Origin of the sequence: Aminobacter carboxidus, assembly GCF_014863355.1 — a bacterium.
Lineage (GTDB): Bacteria > Pseudomonadota > Alphaproteobacteria > Rhizobiales > Rhizobiaceae > Aminobacter > Aminobacter carboxidus.
Genome location: NZ_JACZEP010000004.1, coordinates 216,267 through 240,197 on the forward strand (window position 1 = coordinate 216,267; position 23,931 = coordinate 240,197).

Genomic DNA, 23,931 nt, shown 5'->3' on the forward strand with positions numbered 1-23,931 from the left:
ATCTTTCAGCGGTAGTTAAAATTTGACCCACCTTGTTGAATTTGGTGTCGTCCGAATTTTGGCCATTGTCGAGTGACAATCTGGCCTCATGCGGGCTGGCCTCATGCGGGCGCTTCCAAAATTCTCGAACCGTGGCATAAGGGCCGTCATGACCGATATTCCCGATCCTGCCCGCTTCGACCACGTCACCGACTGGGTCTTCGACCTCGACAACACGCTCTATCCGCACCACTCGAATCTGTTTTCGCAGATCGACGTGAAGATGACGGGTTATGTCGCGGAGCTTCTGACGCTGTCGCGCGAGGACGCGCGCAAGCTGCAGAAAGAGCTCTATCTCGAATATGGCACGACGCTGAACGGGCTGATGCAGCGCCACGGCATCGATCCCGATGCGTTCCTCGAGCACGTTCATGACATCGACTATTCCTGGCTGGTGCCGGATCCGGTGCTGGGTGCAGCGATCCGCCAGTTGCCGGGGCGCAAGTTCATCTTCACCAACGGCAATCGCAGCCATGCCGAGCGCACCGCGCGCCAGTTGGGCATCCTCGACCATTTTGACGACATCTTCGACATCGTCGCTGCCGGCTTGACCCCCAAGCCGGCGCGCCAGCCCTATGAGACCTTCGCCGCCCTGCACAAGGTCACCGGCGCCAACGCCGTGATGTTCGAGGACCTGGCGCGCAATCTTTCGGTGCCCAAGGCGCTCGGCATGACCACGGTGCTGATCGTGCCGCGTAACTTCGAGCCGACATTCTCCGAGATATGGGAAAGTGATCCGACCCACGAGGACGACGTCGACTTCGTCACCGACGATCTCGCGACCTTCCTAACGACGATCGTCGAGGCCAACGCGGCTTGAGCCGCTTCACTTCCGTCGAGGCGCGGATCGATGCGGCAGCACATGCCGTGCTCGACCGCCTGCCCCGCGGAGGCTTCTACGGCGCGCTTGTCGAATTCCTGGTCTTCGGGCTGAAGCAGGCCTGGGCCTGCCTGTTCGGCGGCGCCATGCTGGCGCTGATCATGGCGACCAAGCTGTGGTGGCCGCAAGAATCAGGACTGGCGCGCTACGACTTCCTGTTCGTCTCGGCTGTCGCCATCCAGTTGGCCATGCTGGCGCTCAGGCTGGAAAAACCATCCGAGGCCAAGGTCATCCTGATCTTCCACATCGTCGGCACGGCGATGGAGATCTTCAAGACGTCGGCCGGCTCCTGGGCCTATCCGGAAGAGAACTTCTTCCGCATCGGCGGCGTACCGCTGTTTTCCGGCTTCATGTATGCAGCGGTCGGTTCGTATCTCGCCCGCGTCAGCCGCATCTTCGACATGCGCTACACCTCCTATCCGCCACTATGGGCGACGATGCTTTTGTGCGCGGCGATCTACGTCAATTTCTTTGCTCACCACTTCACCATCGACATCCGCTACGGCCTGTTTGTCATCACGGCGGTGCTCTATTTCCGCACGGTGGTGCATTACCGCGTCTTCCGCTTCCGCCACCGCATGCCGCTGCTGCTTGGTTTCCTTTTGGTCGCGCTGTTCATCTGGTTCGCCGAGAACATCGGCACCTGGTCGCGCGCCTGGATCTATCCCGGCCAGCACGACGGCTGGACGCCGGTTTCGATCCAGAAGCTCGGCGCCTGGTATTTGCTGATGATCATTTCGTTCGTGCTGGTGACGCTGGTCCACCGGCCACGGCCGATGGACACAAGCTCAAAGGCTGTAGAACTTGGCGATGATGTCCCAGGCCTCGTCGGCAGTGTCGACAAAGTCGATGATGTCCTGGTCGCCGGGCGAGACCGTGCCTTGCTCGGCGAGGAAATCGAGATCAATCGCACGTTGCCAGAATGACTTGCCAAACAGGATGATTGGCACGCGCTCCATGCGTCCGGTCTGGATCAGCGTCAGCGTCTCGAAGAATTCGTCCATCGTGCCGAAGCCGCCGGGGAACACCGCGACAGCCTTGGCGCGCATGACGAAATGCATCTTGCGGATTGCGAAATAGTGGAAGTTGAAGCACAGCTCCGGCGTCACGTAGATATTGGGTGCCTGCTCGTGCGGCAAGACGATGTTGAGGCCGATAGACGGTGCTCCGACATCGTCGGCGCCGCGATTGCCGGCCTCCATGACACCAGGGCCACCACCGGTGACGACGACGAACTCGCGGTAGTAGGAAGCGGCCGAATGCTGCGAGCACAGGCGGGCGAACTTGCGCGCTTCCTCGTAATAGCGGCTGTTGGCCTCGAGGTTCTTGCGCTGCGTTTCGTTTTTGGCCGCCCACGCCTCGCCGCCTGGCTCGGGAATGCGCGCGCCGCCAAACAGGATGACCGTCGAGCGGATGCCTCGCTCGGCAAGAATCATCTCGGTCTTCAGCAGTTCGAGCTGCAGCCGCACCGGGCGCAGCTCGCGCTGGGTCATGAAGTCTTCGTCGTTCCAGGCAAGCCGGTAGGTCGAGGCGCGGGTCTGCGGCGTATCGGGCACGCTCTTGGCGCGCTCCAGGTCTTCGTCGGAGTGCGGCAGCGGCGTCCAGCCAGCCTTGTCCATTGGATTCATGATTTACTCGGCCTCAAATTTCGTTACCCGCGACATTCCGCGGCGTCACCGCGATTGACCCCCAGATAAGCCTGAAATAGGGTCCGCGCGATTTTGTGCCAGCTTAGAAGCCTTAACCTTAACGGCACGTAACGGAGATGTTTATGTCGAAGCCCGATCTCGCTAGCCTCGAAAAGACCATCGACAAGGCGTTCGAGGAACGCGACGGCATTTCGACGTCGACCCGTGGCGAAGTCCGCGAAGCCATCGAGACAGCGCTCGATCTGCTCGACAAGGGCACCGCGCGCGTCGCGCAGCGCCAGGACGACGGCAAGTGGCAGGTCAACCAGTGGCTCAAGAAGGCCGTGCTGCTGTCGTTCCGCCTCAACCCGATGGAGCTGATCTCGGGTGCGCCCGGCGGCGCCTCGTGGTGGGACAAGGTGCCGTCGAAGTTTGACGGCTGGGGCGCAGTCGACTTCGAAAAGGCCGGCTTCCGCGCCGTGCCTTCGGCCGTCGTGCGCAAGTCGGCCTTCGTTGCGCCAGGTGCCGTGCTGATGCCGTCCTTCGTCAATGTCGGCGCCTATGTCGACACCGGCACCATGGTCGACACCTGGGCCTCGGTCGGCTCCTGCGCCCAGATCGGCAAGAACGTGCACCTGTCCGGCGGCGTCGGCATTGGCGGCGTGCTGGAGCCGATGCAGGCCGGCCCGACGATCATCGAGGACAACTGCTTCATCGGCGCCCGTTCGGAAGTCGTCGAGGGCTGCATCGTGCGTGAAGGCTCGGTGCTCGGCATGGGCGTGTTCATCGGCCAGTCGACCAAGATCGTCGACCGCGCCACCGGTGAAATCTTCTACGGCGAAGTGCCGGCCAATTCGGTGGTTGTCGCAGGCTCCCTGCCGGGCAAGCCGCTGCCCAACGGCGATGCCGGCCCGAGCCTCTATTGCGCCGTCATCGTCAAGCGCGTCGACGCCAAGACCCGCTCCAAGACCTTGATCAACGAACTGCTCAGAGATTGATCTTTCGCTGAATCCGAAGCAACGTCGGGCTGGCGCGCGAGGGGCGCGCCGGCATTCAAGCTTCGGAGGGGTGACATGGACTGGAAGTATCTTCTGACCAGCTTCGACGGTCGCATCAACCGCGCCAAATTCTGGGCCGGCATCGGCGTCATGATCGCCGTCAGCATCGTCGCCAACCTGCTCGACATGATGCTCGGGCTCGACATCGGCGGCTCAGGTGCCGGCGTGATCAGCATCATCGTCACCATCGGCATGATTTATTTCGCGCTGGCAATCTATGCCAAACGCTGGCATGACCGCGACAAGTCGGGCTGGTGGAGCCTGATCGCACTCGTGCCCGTCATCGGCGCCATCTGGATCCTGGTCGAACTTGGCATCCTCGAAGGCACCAGGGGCGCCAACCAATTCGGACCGGACCCTCTTGCCTGACAAATCCCAGCTTTTCTGGTTGTTCTTCCGCTTCTCGGGCCGCGTCAACCGCGCGGCCTATCTGCTCGGCTTCCTGCTGATGCTGGTGGTGATGTCGTTCCCGCTCTACCAGTTCATGCGTGTGCACCCCGAAAGCGGCGCAGCGCAGGTCTGGTCGATGCTGTTTGGCCTGACCTTCCTGATCTTCCTGTGGGCACACATCGCCTTCAGCGTCAAACGCCTGCACGACTTCGACAAGCCCGGCCTGTTTGCGGTTGCGCTGTTCATCCCGGTGGTTTCGGTCTTCGCCTTCATCGCGCTGTGTCTGTTCCCGGGCACACCGGGTCCGAACCAGTTCGGCGACCACACCAACGCGCCACAATAATCGCAGGCGAAGGGCCGAGTGCGATGTCCTACAGAACGCTCGACCCGGCCAAGATCATCGCAACAGCCGAAACGCTGAGCCAGCGCGTTACAGAACGCTTTCCCGAAGCTGGCCTCGCCCGCGTCAGCCAGGAACTGGTTCGCCTGGCAAATGACCTCGCCGCGTCGGCAAAAGCGCTGGAGCAGCCGATCTGGTGGCTGCGAATGCTCATCGGCCTTGCCATTGCAAGCGGTGCCGGCGTCTTCCTGTTCATCGGCACGATCCTGTCATTCGACCGCATCTCGACCGGCGCCTTCGACTTCGTGCAAGGCATCGAGGCCTCGCTCAACACGCTGATCCTGGCCGGACTCGGTTTCCTCGCGCTGATCCGCACCGAAGAGCACATCAAGCGCAAGCGGACGTTCAGGCAGTTGCACGGGCTGCGTTCGCTGATCCATGTCATCGACATGCACCAGTTGACCAAGGATCCGGCAGCGCTTTCGGACAGGTTCAGCCCGACCGCGCATTCGCCAACCCGCATCACCAACGCCGCCGAGCTCGCGCGCTATCTCGACTATTGTTCCGAAATGCTGTCGTTGACCGGCAAGCTGGCTGCGCTGTTTGCCCAGTCGGTCAATGACGACGTGGTGATGAAGACGGTCAACGACATTGAGGAACTCGGCTCGAACCTGTCGCGCAAGATCTGGCAGAAGATCACGATGATCGAAACGGCCCGGCGCTAGCTGCCGGCGACCTGCTCCGGCCTCAGCCTCGGCGACCCCTTGCCGCTGGCTTCCGCGTCGCGCACCAGGGCGACGATCCGCTCGCTCAGCACTGCGCCCGTACCGGCTTTTCGCGCAAGCCCGAGGACCACGCCTTGCAGCGCATCGATCTCGGTCTTGCGCCGCCGCTCGAGATCCTCCCACATCGACGATCGCGCCATCGGGTCGATCGCCAGCATGCGCTTTGCCAGGCGCAGGAACAGCCAGTCGGGCAGGCGCAGCACGAACGGCAACAATGCAGGCGGCACCGCCGCCACCTTGGCCGGGGCGATGCCGTTCGCCTTCATCGCCGCCAACGCCTCGTCGATCTGATCGGCAAGGATGCGGCGCCACCTGGCATCGGCCAGTTGTGCTGCCAGCGGCAGCCCGGACAGCGCGACAAGCGCGTTGTTGAGGTTCATCAACAGCTTGCCCCACTGGACGGCCGGCATGTCGGCGTGGGTCGCAACCGCAAAGCCCTTGACGTCGAGCAGCTTGCGCAGGCCCTCGTCTCCGGCCTCGATCAGCACAGTGCCGGCACTGGCCCGGTGGACATGCAGCGGCAACTCGCCTTCAGCCGACTGGACGACGTTGAACGGCACCATGCCGGCGATCACGCGGCGCCGTCCGAGGGCCGCCTGCAGCCGGGCCGCGTTGTCGACACCGTTCTGGAGACGGACGATAACAGCACTTTCCGGCGCATGCCGAGCGATGAGCTCGGCCATGGCCGCGGTGTCGCCGCTCTTCACCGCAACCAGCACGACGTCGGCGTCCGAAAGCACCGAGGGGTCGGTGGCGACCGAAATGGTGCCATCAGCAAGCCGGCGGTCGAAGCCGTCGATATCGCTGACCCGCAGCCCGGCAGCATGGATAGCGTCTGCGACGCGGGGGCGCGCCAACAGTGTCACCTCTCGCCCGGCCAAGGCCAGGCACGCCCCGGCGTGGCAGCCGATGCTGCCGGCGCCTGCAACGACGATGGACTGATATGCCCGCATGTCCCCTTCCCCCGACAGCGCGACTATAGGCAACGTTCAAAGCCGAACACAAACGCCTATCGGGCGCGATCTGGAGCTCACGGCTGCACGACGCTTTAGCGAGGCTGGAGGCCGGGTGCGCTGGAACAACCGAACGTCGTGACAGGAACCAGCGATTCGATTATCGCTGTCGCCATGAAGCTGCCTACAGATCCCGCCGAGAACCTCGCCGCACTCATCCGCTGCCCGTCGGTCACGCCGGCCGAAGGCGGCGCGCTGACCGCACTTGAGGCCATGCTGAAGCCGCTCGGCTTCACTGTCGAGCGCCCGACCTTCTCCGAGGACGGCACGCCCGACATCGAAAACCTCTATGCCCGCCGCTCGGGCAACGGACCGCACCTGATGTTTGCCGGCCACACCGACGTGGTGCCGGTCGGCGACGAGGCGGCGTGGACGCATCCGCCCTTCTCCGCCGACATCGCCAATGGCGAGATGTACGGCCGCGGCGCGGTCGACATGAAGGGCGGCATTGCCTGCTTCATCGCCGCCGTCGCCCGCCACGTCGAAGCAACCGGCGGCCCCAAGGGTTCGGTCTCGCTGCTGATCACCGGCGATGAAGAAGGTCCTTCGATCAACGGCACGGTCAAGCTGCTGCAATGGGCGGCGTCGCGCGGCGAAAAATGGGATGCCTCGCTTGTCGGCGAACCGACGAACCCCGACGCGCTCGGCGACATGATCAAGATCGGTCGCCGCGGCTCGCTGTCGGCGACGATCACCGTCCATGGACGCCAGGGCCACGTCGCCTATCCACATCTCGCCGACAATCCGGTGCGCGGCCTGATGACGCTCGTCGATGCGCTGCTGAACCCTGCCTTTGACAAGGGCACCAAGGATTTCCAGCCGTCCAATCTCGAAGTCACCACCTTCGACGTCGGCAATACCGCCACCAACGTCATCGCGGCCAAGGCAAGTGCCACGTTCAACATCCGCTACAACGACACCTGGACAGACGAGACGCTGCAGGCCGAGATCCATAACCGCCTGGACAAGGCAAGCGGTCGCAAGAAATACCGCAAAGGCCGCAAGGAGCCGATCGATTTCGAGCTGGTCTGGCGCGACCGGCCGAGCCACGTCTTTTTGACCCGCAACGACAAGCTGATCGACGCGCTCGCCGGCTCTATCAAGAGCGTCACCGGACGCAAGCCCAAGCTGTCGACGACGGGCGGCACCTCGGATGCACGCTTCATCAAGGACTATTGCCCGGTCGTCGAGTTCGGGCTTGTCGGCAAGACCATGCATATGGTCGACGAGCGCGTGCCGCTTGCCGAGCTGGAAATGCTGACACAAGTCTACCAGCAGTTCCTCGCAGACTGGTTCGGATGACGAAACACCGTGATGCTGGCAAGCGATGAAATCGAGCAGAATCTTGCGGGCGCCTGGCGGCTGATGCTGGGCAAGGCCGATGGCCTGCGCCTGCTCGACCTCAGCGCCGACGGATTCTGGAACTCGTTCTTCGCCATCCTGGTTGCGGTTCCCGCGCTCGTCGTCGGCTGGGCCGGGGTGTCAAACGACGTCGCGGTGGAGACGGCGAGCTTCGCCGGCCGCTTCGGCATCGTGGTGCGGCTTGCCATGGTCGACATCGGCGCCTGGGTCCTGCCGCTGATCGCGCTTGCGCTTGTGGCGCCGCGCGCCGGCATCGGCGACCGCTTCGTCCACTATGTCGTCGCCAGCAACTGGGCCTCAACGATCATCGCCTGGCTGATGCTGCCGGCGGCCCTAACCCGCATGCTGTTTCCGGCGGCGCAGAACTTGACGATGCTGCTGTCGCTGGCGGTGTTCGCCCTGTCGCTGGTGTTCACCTGGCGCATGACCAACGCCAGCATCGGCAAGGGTGCGGCGATCGGATCGGCCGTCTTCACCGGCATGTTCTTCGTTTCGCTGCTGGTGCTGTTTTCGCTGCAGGCCCTGCTCGGCATCGAACTGGCGGGCTGAACGGCGGGCCGTAACCGCCACCCAACTCAGCGCCAGGCGGCAGCTGCGGCGCCCAGCATCAGCACCGCCGCAACGAGTGCCGAAGCCGCAAAGCCATAATTGGCGTAAAGCGGGCCAAAGGCGGTGGTACCCACCGACACCGCGAGGTAGGTGACCGCGCTGTTGAGCCCCATGATGGTGCCGCGCCTGCTAGGGTCGAGCATCGACAGGCGCATGACCAGCACGTTCAGCCCGAAATGGTTGCCCAGCCCCCACAGGGCCATGGTGGCGATCAGCAAAGCGAAATTGCCCGCCACAGCTGATATCAGCACATAGATTGCCGCCACGCCGAGATATGCGATCGGCATGACGCGCCGGGCCCCGACCCGGTCGACGATGCCGTCGAGCAGAGCAGCTGCGCCGAAACCGATGCCGTAGGAAATGGCGGCGAGGCCATTGGTGCTGACCGGCCGTCCGAGCGCCTGGTGCAAATGATCGCCAAGATAGCCATAGACACCGTAGAACGCCGTCATGAAGGCGCCGCAGGCAATCAGCAGCGGCACGATTCCAGGCGTTGCCAGCGCCCCCAGCGGCGCGGGCGCAATGCCGCCAGTTGGTTTGTCGTCGGCCGACATGGCCGAAATCGCCACGAGCGCAATGGCCGCGAGCAATGCCACAGCTGCGAACACCGCGCGCCAGTGAACGAGGTCGGCGAGCACGGCCGACAGCGAAACGCCTGCCACCATCGACAGCGTCCAGCCGGTGAGCACCACGCCGATGGTTCCGCTTTCGCGGCCGGGCGGTGCGACCGCAGCGGCGCTGGCATAGATGGCCGGCAGGGCGATGCCAGCCGCGATGCCGGCGAGCAACTGTGCTGCGACCAGCACGATGACCGCCGATGCCACCGCACTCGCCACAAGTGCGATCGCCAGCAACGCCAGCGCGCGCTGCAGCATGCGCTTGGCGCCGAAGCGGTCGATGTAGCGGGCGAGGAAAAGGGCGCTCGCCGCGGTACCCAGCCCGAATGCCGAGGCAGCCGTCATGACAACAGTCACCGAACTGTCGAAACCGACGGCCACCTCCGGCGCGATCGGTCCGAGGACCAGCGAATTACAGCCGATGACGGCAATGCAGCCCGTCAGCAGGTAGGCAGCCCGGGGAATGCGGGCCACGGGTTCGGCAGCGACAGGAAACAATTGATCAGGGTTCGACATCGGCGCATATTCTCCGAATGAAGTTCAGCTTCAACGGAGAATTTCCCGATGGATGAAGAAACAGACGCCATTCGGCAGAACCGCCTGCCGGAGCGCATGGTCGATGCCGCGGACCGAAGGCTGTTAGGCGCCCTGGTCGAGGACGCGACCGTCTCCTATGCCGAACTGGGCGAAAAGGCAGGTCTGTCGGCGCCAGCGGCACACGAACGGGTCAAGCGCATGCGCCGATCCGGCGCCATCCGCCAGACCGTGGCGATGGCAGACCCCAAGGCGCTGGGCAAACCGCTACTGGCCTTCGTCCATGTCGACACCAGGGGCTGGGGCAAGACGCCTGAACTGATGGCCGTCTCGTCGTTTCCCGAAGTCGAGGAAATCCACACCGTGGCCGGCGACGCCTGCCTGCTGCTCAAGGTTCGAACCGAGGATACACGCGCGCTCGAAGGGCTTCTTGCACGCCTCTACGACACGCCGGGCGTAACCTCGACGCGCAGCTATGTCGTGCTGTCGACCTATCTGGAACGGCCGGTTCAGCCGGGCATCACCCAGGACTGGCCGGCACCCAAGCACATGGCGCGGCCGCTGTATTAGGAGCTAGGTCGCCGGGTAGTCGACGCCGCTGAGATACAACCCATCGGGCGGCGCCACCTGACCGCAGGCGGCCCGATTGCGCGCCTCGAGTGCTGCCTTGAGATCGTCGGCTGTCCAGCCACCCTCGCCGACCCGCTTCAGGCTGCCGACCATCGAGCGGACCTGGTTATGCAGGAACGAGCGCGCGGAGGTCCGGACCTCGATCATGTCGTCGACCCGCATCACGTCGAGCCGTTCGAGCGTCCTCAGCGGGCTGTTGGCCTGGCATTGGGTCGAGCGGAAAGTGGTGAAGTCGTGCCGGCCAAGCAAGAGCATCGCCGCCTCCGCCATCGCCTCGTGGTCGAGGCGCTTGGGCACCCACCAGACCTTGCCACGCTCGAGCGCAGCAGGCGCGCGGCGATTGAGGATGCGGTAGATGTAATGACGCCGCGTAGCCGAGAAGCGGGCGTCGAACTCGTCAGGCACCTGTTGCGCCGCCAGCACCGCCACCGTCTCGCCCGCCGCTTGCAGATGCGCGTTGACCGCATCGCGAACCTTGTCGTTGGCCCAGGCCTTGGTCAGGTCGGCGTGGGCAACCTGCGCGGTCGCATGCACGCCGGCATCGGTGCGGCCGGCACCGCGCAGCGAAATCTCGTCGCCCGAGAACTTGAGGATCGCCTGCTCGATCGCCGCCTGCACCGTGTGCAGGCCAGCCTGCCGCTGCCATCCGGCGTAGGCGCGACCGTCATATTCGAGATCGAGGCGATAGCGCGGCATGCGGGATGGAGACTCCGGCCGCTTTAGGCAGCCAGAGCCGTACCGAATGCCGAGGCGTAGACCAGCTTGCCGGTCTCCGGCGCGTCGCCCCAGGCCAGGGCCTGCAGTGCATCGCACTGGTAGTCGCTCTCGAACTTCGCCGCGCGCTCATGGCTATAGCCGAAGCGGCCGTAATAGGCCGGATCGCCAAGCACGACGGCCAGCGTTTCGCCGGCGTCCTTGAGGCGGATATGGGCCTCGCGGATCAACGCGCCACCTATGCCGGTGCCGTGAAAACCGGGCTCGACAGCCAGCGGCGCGAGTGCGACTGCCGGAACCGTCTTGCCGCCATTTTGGATGTACAGCCTGGAAAACAGGATGTGACCGACGACGTCGCCATCCTCTTCGGCCACCAGTTCGACGACCGCGTCGCCCTCGGCGACCAGCGCATCGACGAGACCAGCCTCAGCCTGCTGCCCGAAGGCGTGTTCTTCAACGAGGCGGATCGCCTCACGGTCGCGTGGCGTAGCCGCCCTAATCGACATCATGCTCATGACAACTTCATTCCTTTTTCGATCTTGGCACCGCGCAGGAATTCATCCGCGGTGACGGGTTTTCCTCCCGCCCTTTGTACCTCGACCAGCCTGACGGCAGCTTCGCCGCAGGCAATCTCCAACCGGTCGTCGAGAACCGTTCCCGGCTCCCCTTGTCCGGCGGAACGTTGCGAGCGCAAAAGCTTCACGCGCTCGGTTCGTCCGCCGATTTCGAATTCGCACCAAGCGCCGGGAAATGGCGACAGGCCGCGGATATTGTTGTCGACCGCCGTTGCGGGCAAGGTCCAATCGATCCGCGTCTCCGCTTTATCGATTTTTTTGGCGTAGGTCACGCCTTCGCAGGCCTGCGGCACTGTTTCCAGCCCGCCCGCTTCGAGTTCTGCCAGCGCCTGCACCATCAACGAGGCACCCATTGCCATCAGGCGATCGTGCAATTCGCCAGCTGTCATGTCGGGCGCAATCGCGACTTTTTCAAGTCGCGCCACCGGTCCGGTGTCCAAACCCTCTTCCATCCGCATGACCATCATGCCGGTTTCAGTGTCGCCCGCCATGATCGCGCGCTGGATCGGAGCCGCGCCGCGCCAGCGCGGCAGAAGCGAGGCGTGGCCGTTATAGCAGCCCAATCGGGTGCCCTGGAGAATGGCCTTCGGCAGCAGCAAACCGTAGGCGACGACAACGGCGACATCGGCCTTGAGCTCGGCAAAAGCCGCCTGCTCAGCCTCGCTTTTCAGCGACAGCGGCGTCCGCACCTCGATGCCCAGCCGCTCGGCCTCGCGCTGCACCGGCGACGGCGTGAGCTCAAGCCCACGACGGCCAGCAGCGCGCGGCGGCTGCGAATAGACGGCGACGACCTCGTGGCCAGCCTCCGATATCGCACGCAGCGTCGGCACGGAGAAATCCGGCGTTCCCATGAAGATGACGCGAAGGCTCATTCGGCTCTGGCTATCCCGCAATGCACCTGACAGCGTCGGCCATCCGTTCAGGCCATCGCTTCAAACGGGTTTACGAGCCTGAGGTCAAGCCCGTCGAAGCATCACCCCACCATGCGGCTCGGCGGGCGGTCCTTGGCGAGCTTCTTGAACTTCTTCATCACCATGTCGCGCTTGAGCTTGGAGATGTAGTCGATGAACAAATTGCCATCGAGATGGTCGATCTCGTGCTGCAGGCAGGTGGCGAGCAGCCCTTCGGCGGCGACTTCCTGTTCCTTGCCGTTCTCGTCGAGGTACTTGACCCGCACCGTCGCCGGACGCTCGACCTCGGCATAATAGTCGGGGATCGACAGGCAGCCTTCCTCGTAGATCGAGCGCTCGTCGCTGCGCCAGACGATCTCGGGATTGATGACCGTCATCGGCGCCGGCTCTTCGCCTTCCTTGGCAAGGTCGATGACCAGCATGCGCAACGGCTCGCCGACCTGGATGGCGGCGAGGCCGATACCAGGCGCGTCGTACATCGTGTCAAGCATGTCGCGCGCGAATTTGCGGGTGGCGTCGTCGATGCGCTCGACCGGCTTGGATACCAGGCGCAGGAGCGGATCGGGCAGGATGATGAGCGGCTTGATCGTCATGCGCATCAACTAAGATGTCGGACGAAAGCCGTCAACCGCCCTGAGTGGGCGATGTTCCTGTTTTGATCTGACCAGATAAAGCGAATCGGTTATGGTGCCGGCCATGAACGAGCTTTCCAGCATCTTGTCCGCCCCCATCGCGCAGCTTGGCGCCACCATCATCACGCTCGGCCAGGCGCTTGGATTCGCCGCCTTGCTGTTTGTCGCCCTGCTCGCCGTCCTGATGGTGGCCTTGTGGCGCTCGGCCAAGGCGCGCGCGGTCGCCGCCGCCGAAGCCGCCGACCATGCCCGCGATGCCGAGGCGCGCATGGCCGGCATCCTGCAGGCGCAAGCGGAAATGCAGGGCAGGCTCGGCACCGTCGCCGACATCTTCGGCGCCCGCCAGGCGGAGCTGACCCAGTCGCTCGGCCAGCGCCTCGACGCCATGACCGGTCGCATCGGCCAGACCATGGCCGAGCAGACGCGGTCGACGCATGATAGCCTGGCCAAGCTGCAGGAGCGGCTGGCCGTCATCGACACCGCCCAGGGCAACATCCAGTCGCTCGCCGGCCAGGTCGTGCAGTTGCAGGCGATCCTGTCCAACAAGCAGACGCGCGGCGCCTTCGGCCAGTCGCGCATGGAAGCGATCGTCGCAGATGGCCTGCCGCTCGGCGCCTACGAATTCCAGGCGACTTTGTCGAACAACAACCGGCCGGACTGCCTGGTCAAGATGCCCAACGGCGCGCCGTCGCTGGTCATCGACGCCAAGTTTCCGCTCGAGGCGTGGAACGCCATCCGCGCCGCGGCCGACACCGAAGGCGCTGTCGATGCGCAGAAATATGCCGCCCAGGCGTTCCGGCGCGATCTCGAGGTCCATATCAAGGCTATCGCCGACAAGTACCTGATATCGGGCGAGACGCAGGACACGGCGTTCATGTTCGTGCCCTCGGAATCGATCTTCGCCGAGATCCACGAGAACTTCGAATCGCTGGTCCACCGGGCGCATCGCGCCCGCATCGTCATCGTATCGCCGTCGCTGTTGATGCTGTCGATCCAGGTCATCCAGGCGATCCTCAAGGATGCCCGCATGCGCGAGCAGGCCCACCTGATCCAGGGCGAGGTCATCCGCCTGATGGAGGATGTCGGCCGCCTTGACGAGCGCGTGCGCAAGCTGCAGACGCATTTCGGCCAGGCCAGCAAGGACATCGACGACATCCTCGTGTCGTCATCCAAGGTCACCAAGCGCGGCGAGAAGATCGAGGCGCTGGAGTTTGGCACGGGCCATGCCGGCGAGGGAGACGAAGCTGCGAAGCCCCAGGTCGCCAGCGCCCGCACCGCCGACTCAAAGACCGGCCAGCTGAGGCTGCGGGTGGTCGAAGAGCGCGACTAGGACTTCTCTACCGTCTCCATGGCGAACTCCGGCAGCCAATGCAGCGCCGAGCGGTGCCAGACCTGCTTGCGCGGGACCAGTTGATCGCGCTGCTCCGAGGTGCCGGTCCTGAGGCCATAGACCTTCGGTCCATCCCCGACAGAGGTGGCAAACAGGTGCGAACCGCACTCGGCGCAGAAGCCCTGCGCGCGCTTGTTGCCGCTTTCGCCTGTCTTGACGTAGATTTTCGGAACTCCCGAAAACGCGATCTTGTCTTCCGCCACCGGTACGGTGACGCGAAAGGCCGTTCCGGTCAGCTTCTGGCAATCGGTGCAATGGCAGATCGCCGTCTTTTCGGGGTCGACGTCGGCCTTGTAGGTGATGGCACCGCAATGGCACCCGCCTTCGATCTTCACTTGCCGCTCCTCCTGTCTTGCAACGCATGATTCGGCTGGAACACTAGACGCCTTCCGGCGCTGGCGTCTCGTCATGCCGGTTCACGATCCGGTCATGGCGCATCTGCCATCGTTCCGCCGCCTGCGGCTTGACGAACACCGCCGTAATCTCCGGCACTTCCGTCTTGAGCTTTGCCTCCAGCCGCTCGACGCAGGTCTCGATCTCGGCGGCCGAGATATGGTCGACGAAATCGAGGCTGAGCCCGGCGACGACCTGCTCCGGCCCCATATGCACGGTCAGCACGCCATTGGCCTTTTCGACGGCGGGATCGGCCTGCGCGATGGCCAGGATCGACACCTGCACGTCGCGCGATGCCGGCTCGCCCATCAGCAATCCCTTGCTCTCGCGCGCCAGGAACACGGCGGTCGCCCCGAGAATCAGGCTGATGCCGATCGAGGCGGCGCCATCGAGCCAAGGCTGTCCAAAATAATGCGCCGCCGCAATGCCAACAAAAGCGATCACCAGGCCGAGCAGTGCGGCACTGTCTTCGAACAGGACGGTGTAGACGCTAGGGTCCTTGCTGCGGCGCACGGCCTCGATGTAGCCGAGTTGGCCCTTGCTGCGGCGGAACTCCTTGAGCGCGACCAGCCACGAAGCGCCCTCGAACACCATGCACAGGCCAAGCACCACATAGTTGATGAGCGGATTCTCGATCGGCTCGGGGTGGAGCATGTGGATGATGCCTTCATAAAAGGCGACGCCGGCACCGAGCGCGAAGACGAGGAGTGCTACGATGAAGCTCCAGAAATAGAGCTCGCGGCCGTGGCCGAGCGGGTGCATCAGGTCCGGCGGCCGGGCGGCGCGATGCAGGCCGTAGAGCAGCAGCAGGCCGTTGCCGGTATCGACCAGCGAATGCACGCCTTCCGACAGCATCGCCGAACTGCCGGTAAAGGCGGCCGCGACGAATTTGGTCACCGCGATCAGCAGGTTGCCCGCTATCGCTGCGACGATCACAATTCTGGAGCCGGAATGTGCCGCCATCTGTCCCTCGTGTCCCCAGAGTAGCCGGGACACTGGCCCACTCAAGCATTTTCACCTTGCGGTGGCCGTTGTCGTCGCCGCAATACCCCTCTTGCAAGCGAACCAACTTCGCGTTTCACTTCGCTCCTCAGCAGCGGGAGAAACGAATCATGGCCAAAGGTGCGATGAAAGCCGGGAAAGAAGCCCGGAAACCGAAGAAAGACGCCAAGAAGCCTGCGCCTGCGCCGGCATTCAAGGCTCCTCCGGTGCAAGCGACCAAGATCAAGGACAAGTAGTCCTTGATCTCGGCTTGATGCCAATCGGCGGCGCCCGGTCACAGCCGGGCGCATGCTTGAATATGTCTCCAGAAAAAACTATCTGAAGGGTGCAGGGACGACCCTGCGTTTCCCCAAAAAACCGGCTGGGACGACCCGCCATTCCAATGGAGCGTTCCATGGCTTGGACTTATCTGTTTTTCGCGGGTATTTTTGAGATCGGCTGGGCCATCGGCCTGAAGTACACGGACGGCTTTACCAAGCCGATGCCGACCATCCTTACCATCGCCTCGATGATCGTCAGCCTCGGCCTGCTTGGCCTGGCGCTGAAGACGCTGCCGGTCGGCACCGCCTACGCCATCTGGACCGGTATCGGCACGGTCGGCACCGCGATGCTTGGCATCTGGCTGCTCGGCGAGCCGGCAACGGCGCTGCGCCTCGCCTGCATCGGCCTGATCGTCTCGGGCATCGTCGGCCTCAAGCTGGTCGCCTGATCAACAAACCGACCAGAACGGCCTGCCCTCAGCGGGCCGGCCGCAACATCCCCAACATCGCATACCTGTCCCATGGTCGCTCCTACATCAGCGACCATGTATCAGACGAGCAAAGGCGATCCGCGCCCGGGTCTTGGCACCCCCGGTCGCGAACCGCCAGCAATGTGAATTTGCGCTATCGAGCCCGAATGCCGGGTCGGCGCTTCAGGCAGAAGTTGCCTGCGTTCAGCCGTAGTTGGCCGAAGGCGGCATACGCTTGCCACGCGCCTTGCGCGCTGCGTAGCGTGCATCGCGCTTGGCCTTGCGTTCGGCTTCGTCGGCGAGCAGGCGGGCGATACGATCGCCTTCCTCTGCCTCACGGGCCTTTGCATCCGCCTGTGCGGCCTCTTCAGCGGCCAAGCGTTCGGCTTCTGCCTTGGCTTCGCGCTCGGCCTTTTCGCCGGCTTCGCGAGCCAGGCGTTCCTGCCTCAGCTTTTCCTTCTCGGCTTCGCGGATGGCGCGAGCCTCGAGGATGGCCTTGCGTTCGGCCTGGCGTGCCACAACCGCTGGATCGTCAGCTGCCGGGCGTGCCTTGTACTTTTCGAGGAGAGCTTTCTTTGCGTCATTAGCAGCGTTACGCCGCTCGAAGACGTCTTTTTCCCTGTAGATTGCCAATTTGATTTCCCTGGAGTCACTTCGCGCCGTTTACATACGCGCGCGAAGGCATAGTTCAAGCGCCAAAAAGGCATGTCTCCCATGAATTCGCGCGATGTTGCGGATAGGAAACGCTCTTTGACGCCAATCTCGATATGGATTGTTCACTAGACCGCATCTGGCGGCTTTGTGGAGCGATGGCTACCTGTAGCACGAATAACAGCGACAGGACCAGCACTATGGAACTTGGCCTCTACACTTTTGCAGACGTTAGCCCAGAGCCGGGCGCCGACTCCATCGGCGCGCATCAGCGACTGCGCAATCTGATCGAGGAAATCGAGCTGGCCGACCAGGTCGGCCTCGACGTCTTCGGTCTCGGCGAGCACCACCGCCCGGACTATGCCGCCTCAGCACCCGTCGTCGCGCTTGCCGCAGCTGCTGAGCGCACCAAGCGCATCCGGCTGACGAGTGCGGTGACTGTGCTGTCATCGGACGATCCGGTGCGTGTGTTCCAGCAATTCGCCACGCTCGATCAGCTTTCCGGCGGCCGTGCCGAGATCATGGCCGGGCGCGGCTCGTTCATCGAATCGTTTCCGCTGTTCGGCTACAACCTCGAGGATTATGACGAGCTGTTCGCCGAGAAGCTCGACCTGCTGCTCGCCCTGCGCGACAGCGAGCGGGTGACCTGGAGCGGCACGCATCGCGCGCCGATCAACGACCGCGGCGTCTATCCCCGCCCCTATCAGGACAAGCTGCCGATCTGGATCGCCATTGGCGGAACGCCGCAGTCGGCCGCCCGCGCCGGCGTGCTCGGATTGCCGCTGGCGCTTGCCATCATCGGCGGCGAGCCGGCGCGATTCGCGCCGCTGTTCGACCTCTATAGCGAGGCCGCCCGGCGCGGCGGCCAGAATCCGGCCAAGCTCGCCACCAGCATCAACGTGCACGGCTTCGTCGGTGAAACGACCGAGCAGGCCGCGGACGACTTCTACCTGCCGCAGGCCGAGGTGATGAACCGCATCGGCCGCGAGCGCGGCTGGGGACCGACATCAAGGGCGCATTTCGACCAGTCGCGCTCGCCACAAGGCGCGCTGTTCGTCGGCAACCCGGAAGTGGTGGCCGAAAAGATCGTTGCCCAGCACAAGATCTTCAACAACGACCGATTCCTGCTGCAGATGGCAATCGGCCTGATGCCGCACGACAAGATCATGAAGGCGATCGAGCTCTACGGCACCAAGGTGGCGCCGCTGGTGCGCAAGGAACTGGCACCTGCCAAACCGGTCGAGACCACCGTGCCGACGGCCTGACGCATCGGCCCGAACAGCCAGATGCACAATCCACGAGCCGACAGCGGCTTTGCGTATCCGCCCGGACGCGCAAGGGCGCTCGTGGCCGCTGGACCAAGACTTCCCTACACGGGAAGGTTTGTTTGCTGAGGTAACGCTTCCTATATCCGGCGGGTCCCCACCCGCCGGAGCTGCCTCATGACCATTTTGTCCGTCCTCGACCTTTCACCGGTCACCGAAGGCAGTACTGCCGCCCAGTCGCTGAAGAACACGCTCGACCTGGCGCGCCACGCCGAGAAACTCGGCTTCCACCGCTATTGGCTGGCCGAACACCACAACATGGCCGGCATTGCCAGTGCCGCGACCTCGGTGGTCATCGCCCATGTCGCTGCCGGCACCAGCACCATCCGCGTCGGCGCCGGCGGCATCATGCTGCCCAACCATGCTCCGCTGGTCATCGCCGAGCAGTTCGGCACCCTGGCCGCCCTGCATCCCGGCCGCATCGACCTTGGCATCGGCCGCGCTCCAGGCACCGACATGCTGACCGCACGCGCCCTGCGTCGCAATCTCGAAGCCGGCGTCGACAATTTCCCGCAGGATGTCGTCGAGCTGATGGGCTATTTCGAGCCGGCGACACCGGAGCAGCGTATCCGCGCTGTGCCCGGCGAGGGCGAACAGGTCGAAGTCTGGGTTCTCGGCTCGAGCCTCTATGGCGCCCAACTCGCCGCCATGCTCGGCCTGCCCTATGCCTTCGCCTCGCATTTCGCGCCCTCTGAGCTCGACCACGCAATCGAGATCTACCGCTCTCGCTTCCAGCCATCGGAGCGGCTTGCAAAACCTTATGTCATGGCCGGAATCAACATCGTCGCCGCCGACACGGACGCGGAGGCGAAGCTCTTGTTCAGTTCGGTGCAGCAGGCCTTCGTCAACCTGCGCAGCGGCCGCCCCGGCCGCTTACCTGCGCCACTCGAAGGCTACGAGCGCGAACTCGATCCTGTCGCCCGCCAGATGCTGTCGCAGACACTCGCCTGCGCCGTCGTCGGTTCGCCCGATACCGTGCGCCGCGGCGTCGAGGCGTTCATCGCGCGCACCGGAGCCGACGAGCTGATGGTCACGGCCCAGGTGTTTGACCACGCCGCGCGCAAGCGGTCCTACGAGATCCTGGCCGAGGTAGGTGCTGAACTGGCAAAGGCGGCGTAGCGCAGCACTTGCCTTCTCCCACAGAAGGAAGAGTGCGCTACCGCATCGCCTCAACGATCCCCTTGTCCGGAAAACACGTTGCGGCGCGGCCGTTCTTCGCCTGCCAGTCGCCGATAGAGCGGCGTGTCTTGAACCCCGGCAACCCATCGGCGCCACCAACGTCATAGCCGAGCTTTTCCAGCCCGCGCTGCATCGAAGCGACGTCGGAGCGATAGAGCCCGTCAACCTTGCCCCAGCCACCGGCAAAACGCCTGTCGCCTGAGGCGATCCGGTCGGCGCCGTGGCCGATGAACAACGCGTAGACGTCGCTCTCGTTGTATTCCTTGAGCACGTAGAAATTGGGCGTGACGATGAAGGCCGGGCCATTACGCCCCGCCGGCATCATCAGGAAACCTTCGGCGCGCGCCTCGTTCTGCGGGAAGGGCTTGCCGCCAACACGGCTTATGCCCATGGCGGCCCAGTCAGCGATTTTCTTGCCCTTGTCAGGGCCTTCCAGGGCGCAAGAGACGTTGTCCGGCAGCGTCACTTCGAAGCCCCAGTCGCGGCCCTTCACCCAGCCATAGTGGACGAGATAGTTGGCGATCGAGGCCAGCGTATCGGGCGTCGAGTTCCAGATGTCGGCGCGGCCATCGCCGTCGAAATCGACGGCATGCTGGAGAAACGATGTCGGCAGGAACTGCGGCTGGCCGAGCGCGCCGGCCCAGGACGAGCGCATCACCTTGCGGCTGACCAGCCCGCGCTCGACCATTTCAAGGCCGGCCAGCAGCTCCTTGCGGAACATGTCCTTGCGGGTGGCGAGGAACGCCTTGGTGCCCAGCACCTCGAAAGCGTCATAGGGCATCTTGGCGGCGCCAAAGCCCGACTCGCGGCCCCAGATCGCCAGCACCACGCCGGCTGGCACGCCAAAGCGCTTCTCGATGGCGGCGAGTGTCTTGGCGTTGGCCCCGGCGCGCGTGCGCCCGCCCGCGCTCACAGCGCCAAGCGTCTTCTCAGCGAAATAATTGCCGGGCGAGCCGAACTCGGCCTGATGCTGCTTCTTCGGCGTCTTAGGCTTTTCGCCCGGCAGCACGAGGTCGGGCAGCTTGAGGTTGGGTTTTACGCCATCGAACGCCGCGTCGAAGGTGGCTCTGGAGATGCCCTTTGCCTTGGCTTCCGGCCAGAGGTCCTTGGTGAGCCAGGCCTGGAATTGGTCGTCGATCCTGGCGGCGAAGGCTGGGGTGATGGAGGCGAGCGCGGCAACAGCCACGGCAAACAAGGCAGCCAGCGTTGAAGGCTTGCGTTTCTTCGCGCTCCCCTCTGGCCTGCCGGCCATCTCCCCCTCAAGGGGGGAGATTATGCTGTCATTGCCGCCTCGCCATTTCCAGGCGCCGGTCGTTAAGTGCTGTCGAGGGAGCGACTGATCTTCCCCCTGGGAGAGATGGCCGGCAGGCCAGAAAGGGGCGGCGGGGCGGGACGAAAGCAGCGCAGAAAGTCTTGTCATCCGATTTCCCTGCAAGCCAATTGCGTCAAAACACAGTCCGTGACTTGAGTGCCGCCGACAGCGTGCCCTCGTCGAGATAATCGAGTTCGCCCCCGACCGGCACGCCGTGTGCCAGCCTGGTCACCTTGATCTCGAAACCCGAGAGCTGGTCGGTCAGGTAATGCGCCGTGGTCTGCCCCTCGACGGTGGCGTTGACCGCGAGGATCACCTCGGCGACCCCGCCTTCGGCGATCCGCGTTACCAGTTGCTTGATGGTCAGCTGGTCCGGCCCGATACCGTCGAGCGGCGAAAGAGTGCCGCCGAGCACGTGAAAACGCGCGTTCATCGCGCCTGCTCGCTCGAGCGCCCAGAGGTCGGAAACGTCCTCGACGACGATGATGGTGGTCGGGTCGCGGCGCGGATCGGTGCAGATCATGCAGGGGTCGGAGGTATCGACGTTGCCGCAGGTCGAGCACACCCGCACCTTATCGACCGCTTCGCCCATGGCGGCGGCCAGCGGCGCCAGCAGCTGCTCCTTCTTCTTGATCAGGTGAAGGGCGGCACGGCGGGCCGAACGCGGTCCGAGCCCCGGCACCTTGGCCAAAAGCTGGATCAGGCGTTCGATCTCGGGACCGGCGATTCGCTTCGACATGGAAGCGATATAAAACGAGTAGGGAATGGTGAGTAGCGAATAGTGAAATCCGAACCGGCCTCTCGCCTCGTCCCGCTACTCACACCTGACTTTCGCTACTCCCCCATTCCTACATCGGCCGGTCCTGGCTGACGATCAGCGCGCCGATGGCGTCGGCATCTTCCGGGGTAGCCTGGAACGACATCGCGCTGGCCAAAGCTGCATCGGAACCGGCGGAAGCAACCGTGGCCGGCTGCTGATCGACGACGCCCGGCAGCGGCGGCTGTTCCGCCGAGGCGACCATCGTTTCGGGCTCCATGACCGCCGGCAGCTTGCGCCGGCTGCGCTTCTCGTAGAAGGCGTTGCCGCCGGCTACGGTGGTGTAATGCATGTTCTTGTAGGGGAATTTCAGCCCGGCGGTGTGGAAGAACATCACTTCGGGCTTCACCTTGGGGTGGCGCTCGCCCTTGAGCACGGATTCGGCGGCCGCCTGCACATCGGGCAAGGCCTGGGAATTCATCGGCCGCGACAAGACGCCGGGCGCGAACTGACCCTTCTGGCCGACGACGCCGCAGACGCTGTCGCCATACTCACCCGACTTGAGCCGGTTCATGACGACGCTGCCCACGGCAACGAGGCCATCGCGGCTCGAGCGGTTGGATTCGAAGAACATCGCGCGCGCCAGGCATTCCTTGTCCTTCGCCGAATAGGCGTAGGAACTAGAACGAACCGAACTCGTGGTGATCCCGTCAGCGAGCTTGCTGGTGGTGCAACCGGAAACGATGAACGGCGAGGCGACGACGCCGACGAAAATCAGCATCTTCCAATTCTTGGCGATCAAAAGCGCCCCTCTCGTAGCCCGCCACGTCCCCAGATTGCAGCAACAATGCGTCCGTTTCGGGCAAAATGATGGCCGAGCGGGCAATCGCGCCTTTTTTTACCGGGCTCGCCTCAGCAACGCCCGGTCGTTATGGTCACGCCGATGATAGGCAAAGGCACGCTTCGAGGCGGCCGAATTTCATTGGAGGCGAGCGTGAAAGCCGTGCTGTTCGAGCAATTTGGGCAACCGCCGAAGGTCCAGAATGTCGCCGAGCCGGCGCCCGCGACTGGCGGCGTGGTGATCAAGGTGGAGGCCACCGGGCTCTGCCGCAGCGACTGGCATGGCTGGATGGGGCACGATGCCGACATCACCTTGCCGCATGTTCCGGGCCACGAACTGGCGGGCGTTGTCGTCGCCGCCGGCCGGCAGGTGACGCGTTGGAAGGCGGGCGACCGGGTCACGGTGCCATTCGTCGGCGGCTGCGGCCGTTGCTTCGAATGCACGTCGGGCAATCACCAGGTCTGTGAGCACCAGTTCCAGCCTGGCTTCACCGCCTGGGGTTCGTTCGCCGAATATGTCGCCGTCGATTTCGCCGACACCAATCTGGTGCGGCTGCCCGACAGCATGGATTTCGTCACCGCGGCCAGCCTCGGCTGCCGCTTCGTCACCTCGTTTCGTGCTGTCGTCGACCAGGGCCGGGCCAAACCTGGCGAATGGGTGGCGGTGCATGGCTGCGGCGGCGTCGGCCTGTCGGCTATCATGATCGCAGCGGCATCAGGCGCCAACGCAATCGCCATCGACCTGTCGGACGAGAAGCTCGACTTTGCCAGGAAAATGGGTGCTGTGGCGACAATCAACGCGTCACGCGAGACCGACGTTGTCGGCGCGGTTCGCGAATTGACCGGAGGCGGCGCGCATCTGTCGCTCGATGCGCTCGGCCATCCCGCGACCTGCTACAACTCGATCGCCAACCTGCGCCGGCGCGGCCGCCACGTCCAGGTCGGACTGATGCTCGGTGACCACGCCGACCCCAGGATCCCGATGGGCAAGGTTATCGCCCACGAGCTCGAGATCCTCGGCAGCCATGGCATGCAGGCGTTCCGTTACGCGGCGATGATGCAGATGATCGAGGCGGGCAAGCTTGCCCCGCAATTGCTCATTGGCAAGCACATCAGCCTCGACGAAGCCCCGGCTGCACTGATGGCGATGGACCGCTTCGAAGGGCTGGGAATCAGCGTGGTGACGCGGTTCTAGGGGGTGAGTAGCTTGATGCGAGACGGCGCCTGAAATTCAAGCGCCGTCTCGCTATTCCCTACTCACTATTCCCTATTCGCTCTGCTCAGAACGGCAGTTTCATGCCGGGCGGGATCGGCAGGCCGGCGGTCAGCGCCTTGGTCTTTTCCTGCATCGTTGCCTCAACCTTGGCCTTAGCGTCGTTATGCGCCGCAACGATCAGGTCTTCGAGGATCTCGCCCTCGCCGTCCTTGAGCAGCGACGGGTCGATCTTCAGCGCTTTCATTTCCGACTTGCCGGTCAGTGTCACTGTGACGAGGCCGCCACCGGACTGGCCGGTGGCTTCGAGCAGGGCAACTTCTTCCTGCATGGCCTGCAGCTTGGCCTGCATTTCCTTCGCCTTGCCCATCAGGCCGAGGAGATCCTTCATCGTCTTTGTCCTTTCGTCTCAGAACTGGTCG

The 23,931-nt window shown here is 64.0% G+C and carries 28 protein-coding genes and 1 pseudogene; 15 read left to right on the forward strand and 14 right to left on the reverse strand.

Annotated features, from left to right (window positions below; all coding sequences use genetic code 11):
* The first annotated feature begins 148 nt into the window (after positions 1-148).
* Positions 149-859, forward strand: coding sequence for a pyrimidine 5'-nucleotidase (locus IHE39_RS15310; RefSeq protein ID WP_184773362.1), 711 nt, complete (start codon positions 149-151; stop codon positions 857-859).
* Positions 856-1,713: pseudogene (locus tag IHE39_RS15315) on the forward strand (DUF817 domain-containing protein); the annotation flags it as partial. The gene IHE39_RS15310 and the pseudogene IHE39_RS15315, both read left to right, overlap by 4 nt.
* Here IHE39_RS15315 and IHE39_RS15320 read toward each other — a convergent pair.
* Positions 1,708-2,547, reverse strand: a complete 840-nt coding sequence (locus tag IHE39_RS15320; protein WP_192567062.1) for an LOG family protein — start codon at positions 2,545-2,547, stop codon at positions 1,708-1,710. The pseudogene IHE39_RS15315 and the gene IHE39_RS15320 overlap by 6 nt on opposite strands.
* A gap of 143 nt (positions 2,548-2,690) precedes the next feature.
* Here IHE39_RS15320 and dapD point away from each other — a divergent pair, with 143 nt between their 5' ends.
* The 4 genes from dapD to IHE39_RS15340 all read left to right on the forward strand — a co-directional run bounded on the left by dapD (position 2,691) and on the right by IHE39_RS15340 (position 5,060).
* A complete protein-coding gene (dapD, locus tag IHE39_RS15325; RefSeq protein ID WP_192567063.1) occupies positions 2,691-3,545 on the forward strand; it encodes a 2,3,4,5-tetrahydropyridine-2,6-dicarboxylate N-succinyltransferase in 855 nt (284 codons plus the stop codon).
* 75 nt (positions 3,546-3,620) lie between these two features.
* Positions 3,621-3,974, forward strand: coding sequence for a DUF805 domain-containing protein (locus IHE39_RS15330; RefSeq protein WP_184773356.1), 354 nt, complete (start codon positions 3,621-3,623; stop codon positions 3,972-3,974).
* Complete coding sequence (locus IHE39_RS15335; protein WP_184773354.1) at positions 3,967-4,338, forward strand: DUF805 domain-containing protein; 372 nt, start codon at positions 3,967-3,969, stop codon at positions 4,336-4,338. Before IHE39_RS15330 ends, IHE39_RS15335 begins: the two co-directional genes overlap by 8 nt.
* A gap of 23 nt (positions 4,339-4,361) precedes the next feature.
* Positions 4,362-5,060 carry a hypothetical protein gene (locus tag IHE39_RS15340; RefSeq protein ID WP_184773352.1) on the forward strand — a complete coding sequence of 233 codons (699 nt, stop codon included), beginning with the start codon at positions 4,362-4,364 and terminating at the stop codon, positions 5,058-5,060.
* Here IHE39_RS15340 and IHE39_RS15345 read toward each other — a convergent pair.
* Positions 5,057-6,073, reverse strand: a complete 1,017-nt coding sequence (locus IHE39_RS15345) for a 2-dehydropantoate 2-reductase (RefSeq protein ID WP_192567064.1) — start codon at positions 6,071-6,073, stop codon at positions 5,057-5,059. The two genes, IHE39_RS15340 and IHE39_RS15345, sit on opposite strands and share 4 nt — an antisense overlap.
* A 174-nt stretch (positions 6,074-6,247) precedes the next feature.
* Between IHE39_RS15345 and dapE the strand changes: the two genes are divergently transcribed.
* Positions 6,248-7,435 (forward strand): succinyl-diaminopimelate desuccinylase, encoded by a 1,188-nt coding sequence (gene dapE / locus IHE39_RS15350; protein WP_184773348.1) that lies wholly within the window; start codon positions 6,248-6,250, stop codon positions 7,433-7,435.
* Positions 7,436-7,447: 12 nt separating this feature from the next.
* On the forward strand, positions 7,448-8,044 hold the full coding sequence (locus tag IHE39_RS15355; RefSeq protein ID WP_192567065.1) for a transporter: 597 nt from the start codon (positions 7,448-7,450) through the stop codon (positions 8,042-8,044).
* A gap of 26 nt (positions 8,045-8,070) precedes the next feature.
* Here IHE39_RS15355 and IHE39_RS15360 read toward each other — a convergent pair whose 3' ends face one another.
* Positions 8,071-9,237, reverse strand: a complete 1,167-nt coding sequence (locus IHE39_RS15360) for an MFS transporter (RefSeq protein ID WP_192567066.1) — start codon at positions 9,235-9,237, stop codon at positions 8,071-8,073.
* Positions 9,238-9,285: 48 nt separating this feature from the next.
* Between IHE39_RS15360 and IHE39_RS15365 the strand changes: the two genes are divergently transcribed.
* Positions 9,286-9,825 (forward strand): Lrp/AsnC family transcriptional regulator, encoded by a 540-nt coding sequence (locus IHE39_RS15365; protein WP_184773344.1) that lies wholly within the window; start codon positions 9,286-9,288, stop codon positions 9,823-9,825.
* A 3-nt stretch (positions 9,826-9,828) separates the two neighbouring features.
* On the opposite strand, the gene truA is transcribed toward IHE39_RS15365, so the two are convergent.
* The 4 genes from truA to def form a co-directional block, all read right to left on the reverse strand.
* Positions 9,829-10,581 (reverse strand): tRNA pseudouridine(38-40) synthase TruA, encoded by a 753-nt coding sequence (gene truA, locus IHE39_RS15370; protein WP_192567067.1) that lies wholly within the window; start codon positions 10,579-10,581, stop codon positions 9,829-9,831.
* Positions 10,582-10,604: 23 nt separating this feature from the next.
* Positions 10,605-11,114 carry a GNAT family N-acetyltransferase gene (locus tag IHE39_RS15375; RefSeq protein WP_192567068.1) on the reverse strand — a complete coding sequence of 170 codons (510 nt, stop codon included), beginning with the start codon at positions 11,112-11,114 and terminating at the stop codon, positions 10,605-10,607.
* Positions 11,111-12,046 carry a methionyl-tRNA formyltransferase gene (fmt, locus tag IHE39_RS15380; protein WP_192567069.1) on the reverse strand — a complete coding sequence of 312 codons (936 nt, stop codon included), beginning with the start codon at positions 12,044-12,046 and terminating at the stop codon, positions 11,111-11,113. The genes IHE39_RS15375 and fmt overlap by 4 nt, the downstream gene beginning before the upstream one ends.
* Positions 12,047-12,147: 101 nt before the next feature.
* The gene (def, locus tag IHE39_RS15385) at positions 12,148-12,678 is read right to left on the reverse strand and encodes a peptide deformylase (RefSeq protein ID WP_192567070.1); all 531 of its coding nucleotides are present in this window, start codon (positions 12,676-12,678) and stop codon (positions 12,148-12,150) included.
* A gap of 103 nt (positions 12,679-12,781) precedes the next feature.
* Here def and IHE39_RS15390 point away from each other — a divergent pair, with 103 nt between their 5' ends.
* On the forward strand, positions 12,782-14,047 hold the full coding sequence (locus IHE39_RS15390; protein ID WP_192567071.1) for a DNA recombination protein RmuC: 1,266 nt from the start codon (positions 12,782-12,784) through the stop codon (positions 14,045-14,047).
* Here IHE39_RS15390 and IHE39_RS15395 read toward each other — a convergent pair.
* Together IHE39_RS15395 and IHE39_RS15400 are read right to left on the reverse strand one after the other, a co-directional pair.
* Complete coding sequence (locus IHE39_RS15395) at positions 14,044-14,442, reverse strand: GFA family protein (RefSeq protein ID WP_184773332.1); 399 nt, start codon at positions 14,440-14,442, stop codon at positions 14,044-14,046. The genes IHE39_RS15390 and IHE39_RS15395 overlap by 4 nt on opposite strands.
* Before the next feature lie 43 nt (positions 14,443-14,485).
* The gene (locus IHE39_RS15400) at positions 14,486-15,463 is read right to left on the reverse strand and encodes a cation diffusion facilitator family transporter (RefSeq protein WP_192567072.1); all 978 of its coding nucleotides are present in this window, start codon (positions 15,461-15,463) and stop codon (positions 14,486-14,488) included.
* 149 nt (positions 15,464-15,612) lie between these two features.
* Here IHE39_RS15400 and IHE39_RS30940 point away from each other — a divergent pair, with 149 nt between their 5' ends.
* Both IHE39_RS30940 and sugE read left to right on the forward strand, forming a co-directional pair.
* On the forward strand, positions 15,613-15,738 hold the full coding sequence (locus IHE39_RS30940; RefSeq protein ID WP_108609499.1) for a hypothetical protein: 126 nt from the start codon (positions 15,613-15,615) through the stop codon (positions 15,736-15,738).
* A gap of 158 nt (positions 15,739-15,896) precedes the next feature.
* A complete protein-coding gene (gene sugE, locus IHE39_RS15405; RefSeq protein ID WP_184773330.1) occupies positions 15,897-16,211 on the forward strand; it encodes a quaternary ammonium compound efflux SMR transporter SugE in 315 nt (104 codons plus the stop codon).
* A 225-nt stretch (positions 16,212-16,436) separates the two neighbouring features.
* Here the strand turns inward: sugE and IHE39_RS15410 are convergent, their stop codons facing one another.
* On the reverse strand, positions 16,437-16,865 hold the full coding sequence (locus IHE39_RS15410; protein ID WP_184773329.1) for a DUF6481 family protein: 429 nt from the start codon (positions 16,863-16,865) through the stop codon (positions 16,437-16,439).
* Positions 16,866-17,083: 218 nt separating this feature from the next.
* On the opposite strand from IHE39_RS15410, the gene IHE39_RS15415 reads away from it, so the two are divergent.
* Together IHE39_RS15415 and IHE39_RS15420 are read left to right on the forward strand one after the other, a co-directional pair.
* Complete coding sequence (locus IHE39_RS15415; protein WP_192567073.1) at positions 17,084-18,148, forward strand: LLM class flavin-dependent oxidoreductase; 1,065 nt, start codon at positions 17,084-17,086, stop codon at positions 18,146-18,148.
* A gap of 177 nt (positions 18,149-18,325) precedes the next feature.
* Entirely contained in the window at positions 18,326-19,327 is a 1,002-nt protein-coding gene (locus tag IHE39_RS15420; RefSeq protein ID WP_192567074.1) for an LLM class flavin-dependent oxidoreductase, read from the forward strand.
* Between the two features lie 37 nt (positions 19,328-19,364).
* Here the strand turns inward: IHE39_RS15420 and IHE39_RS15425 are convergent, their stop codons facing one another.
* From IHE39_RS15425 to IHE39_RS15435, 3 genes are all read right to left on the reverse strand, one after another.
* Positions 19,365-20,639, reverse strand: a complete 1,275-nt coding sequence (locus tag IHE39_RS15425; RefSeq protein WP_192567075.1) for a lytic murein transglycosylase — start codon at positions 20,637-20,639, stop codon at positions 19,365-19,367.
* Positions 20,640-20,832: 193 nt separating this feature from the next.
* A complete protein-coding gene (gene recR, locus IHE39_RS15430; RefSeq protein WP_184773325.1) occupies positions 20,833-21,438 on the reverse strand; it encodes a recombination mediator RecR in 606 nt (201 codons plus the stop codon).
* Between the two features lie 109 nt (positions 21,439-21,547).
* Positions 21,548-22,237, reverse strand: coding sequence for a cell wall hydrolase (locus IHE39_RS15435; protein ID WP_246485501.1), 690 nt, complete (start codon positions 22,235-22,237; stop codon positions 21,548-21,550).
* 213 nt (positions 22,238-22,450) lie between these two features.
* Between IHE39_RS15435 and IHE39_RS15440 the strand changes: the two genes are divergently transcribed.
* On the forward strand, positions 22,451-23,491 hold the full coding sequence (locus IHE39_RS15440; protein ID WP_192567077.1) for a zinc-binding dehydrogenase: 1,041 nt from the start codon (positions 22,451-22,453) through the stop codon (positions 23,489-23,491).
* An 85-nt stretch (positions 23,492-23,576) separates the two neighbouring features.
* Here the strand turns inward: IHE39_RS15440 and IHE39_RS15445 are convergent, their stop codons facing one another.
* Positions 23,577-23,900: a YbaB/EbfC family nucleoid-associated protein gene (locus IHE39_RS15445; protein ID WP_184773322.1), complete on the reverse strand. Its 324-nt coding sequence runs from the start codon at positions 23,898-23,900 to the stop codon at positions 23,577-23,579.
* Between the last annotated feature and the right edge of the window lie 31 nt (positions 23,901-23,931).

Bases quoted from the DNA above. Each gene is read 5' to 3' on its own strand.
- IHE39_RS15310 (WP_184773362.1), top strand. From the start codon at position 149: ATGACCGATATTCCCGATCCTGCCCGCTTCGACCACGTCACCGACTGG.
- IHE39_RS15320 (WP_192567062.1), bottom strand. From the start codon at position 2,547: ATGAATCCAATGGACAAGGCTGGCTGGACGCCGCTGCCGCACTCCGAC.
- dapD (WP_192567063.1), top strand. From the start codon at position 2,691: ATGTCGAAGCCCGATCTCGCTAGCCTCGAAAAGACCATCGACAAGGCG.
- IHE39_RS15330 (WP_184773356.1), top strand. From the start codon at position 3,621: ATGGACTGGAAGTATCTTCTGACCAGCTTCGACGGTCGCATCAACCGC.
- IHE39_RS15340 (WP_184773352.1), top strand. From the start codon at position 4,362: ATGTCCTACAGAACGCTCGACCCGGCCAAGATCATCGCAACAGCCGAA.
- IHE39_RS15345 (WP_192567064.1), bottom strand. From the start codon at position 6,073: ATGCGGGCATATCAGTCCATCGTCGTTGCAGGCGCCGGCAGCATCGGC.
- dapE (WP_184773348.1), top strand. From the start codon at position 6,248: ATGAAGCTGCCTACAGATCCCGCCGAGAACCTCGCCGCACTCATCCGC.
- IHE39_RS15355 (WP_192567065.1), top strand. From the start codon at position 7,448: ATGCTGGCAAGCGATGAAATCGAGCAGAATCTTGCGGGCGCCTGGCGG.
- IHE39_RS15360 (WP_192567066.1), bottom strand. From the start codon at position 9,237: ATGTCGAACCCTGATCAATTGTTTCCTGTCGCTGCCGAACCCGTGGCC.
- IHE39_RS15365 (WP_184773344.1), top strand. From the start codon at position 9,286: ATGGATGAAGAAACAGACGCCATTCGGCAGAACCGCCTGCCGGAGCGC.
- truA (WP_192567067.1), bottom strand. From the start codon at position 10,581: ATGCCGCGCTATCGCCTCGATCTCGAATATGACGGTCGCGCCTACGCC.
- IHE39_RS15375 (WP_192567068.1), bottom strand. From the start codon at position 11,114: ATGAGCATGATGTCGATTAGGGCGGCTACGCCACGCGACCGTGAGGCG.
- fmt (WP_192567069.1), bottom strand. From the start codon at position 12,046: ATGAGCCTTCGCGTCATCTTCATGGGAACGCCGGATTTCTCCGTGCCG.
- def (WP_192567070.1), bottom strand. From the start codon at position 12,678: ATGACGATCAAGCCGCTCATCATCCTGCCCGATCCGCTCCTGCGCCTG.
- IHE39_RS15390 (WP_192567071.1), top strand. From the start codon at position 12,782: ATGAACGAGCTTTCCAGCATCTTGTCCGCCCCCATCGCGCAGCTTGGC.
- IHE39_RS15400 (WP_192567072.1), bottom strand. From the start codon at position 15,463: ATGGCGGCACATTCCGGCTCCAGAATTGTGATCGTCGCAGCGATAGCG.
- IHE39_RS30940 (WP_108609499.1), top strand. From the start codon at position 15,613: ATGGCCAAAGGTGCGATGAAAGCCGGGAAAGAAGCCCGGAAACCGAAG.
- sugE (WP_184773330.1), top strand. From the start codon at position 15,897: ATGGCTTGGACTTATCTGTTTTTCGCGGGTATTTTTGAGATCGGCTGG.
- IHE39_RS15415 (WP_192567073.1), top strand. From the start codon at position 17,084: ATGGAACTTGGCCTCTACACTTTTGCAGACGTTAGCCCAGAGCCGGGC.
- IHE39_RS15420 (WP_192567074.1), top strand. From the start codon at position 18,326: ATGACCATTTTGTCCGTCCTCGACCTTTCACCGGTCACCGAAGGCAGT.
- IHE39_RS15425 (WP_192567075.1), bottom strand. From the start codon at position 20,639: ATGGCCGGCAGGCCAGAGGGGAGCGCGAAGAAACGCAAGCCTTCAACG.
- recR (WP_184773325.1), bottom strand. From the start codon at position 21,438: ATGTCGAAGCGAATCGCCGGTCCCGAGATCGAACGCCTGATCCAGCTT.
- IHE39_RS15435 (WP_246485501.1), bottom strand. From the start codon at position 22,237: ATGCTGATTTTCGTCGGCGTCGTCGCCTCGCCGTTCATCGTTTCCGGT.
- IHE39_RS15445 (WP_184773322.1), bottom strand. From the start codon at position 23,900: ATGAAGGATCTCCTCGGCCTGATGGGCAAGGCGAAGGAAATGCAGGCC.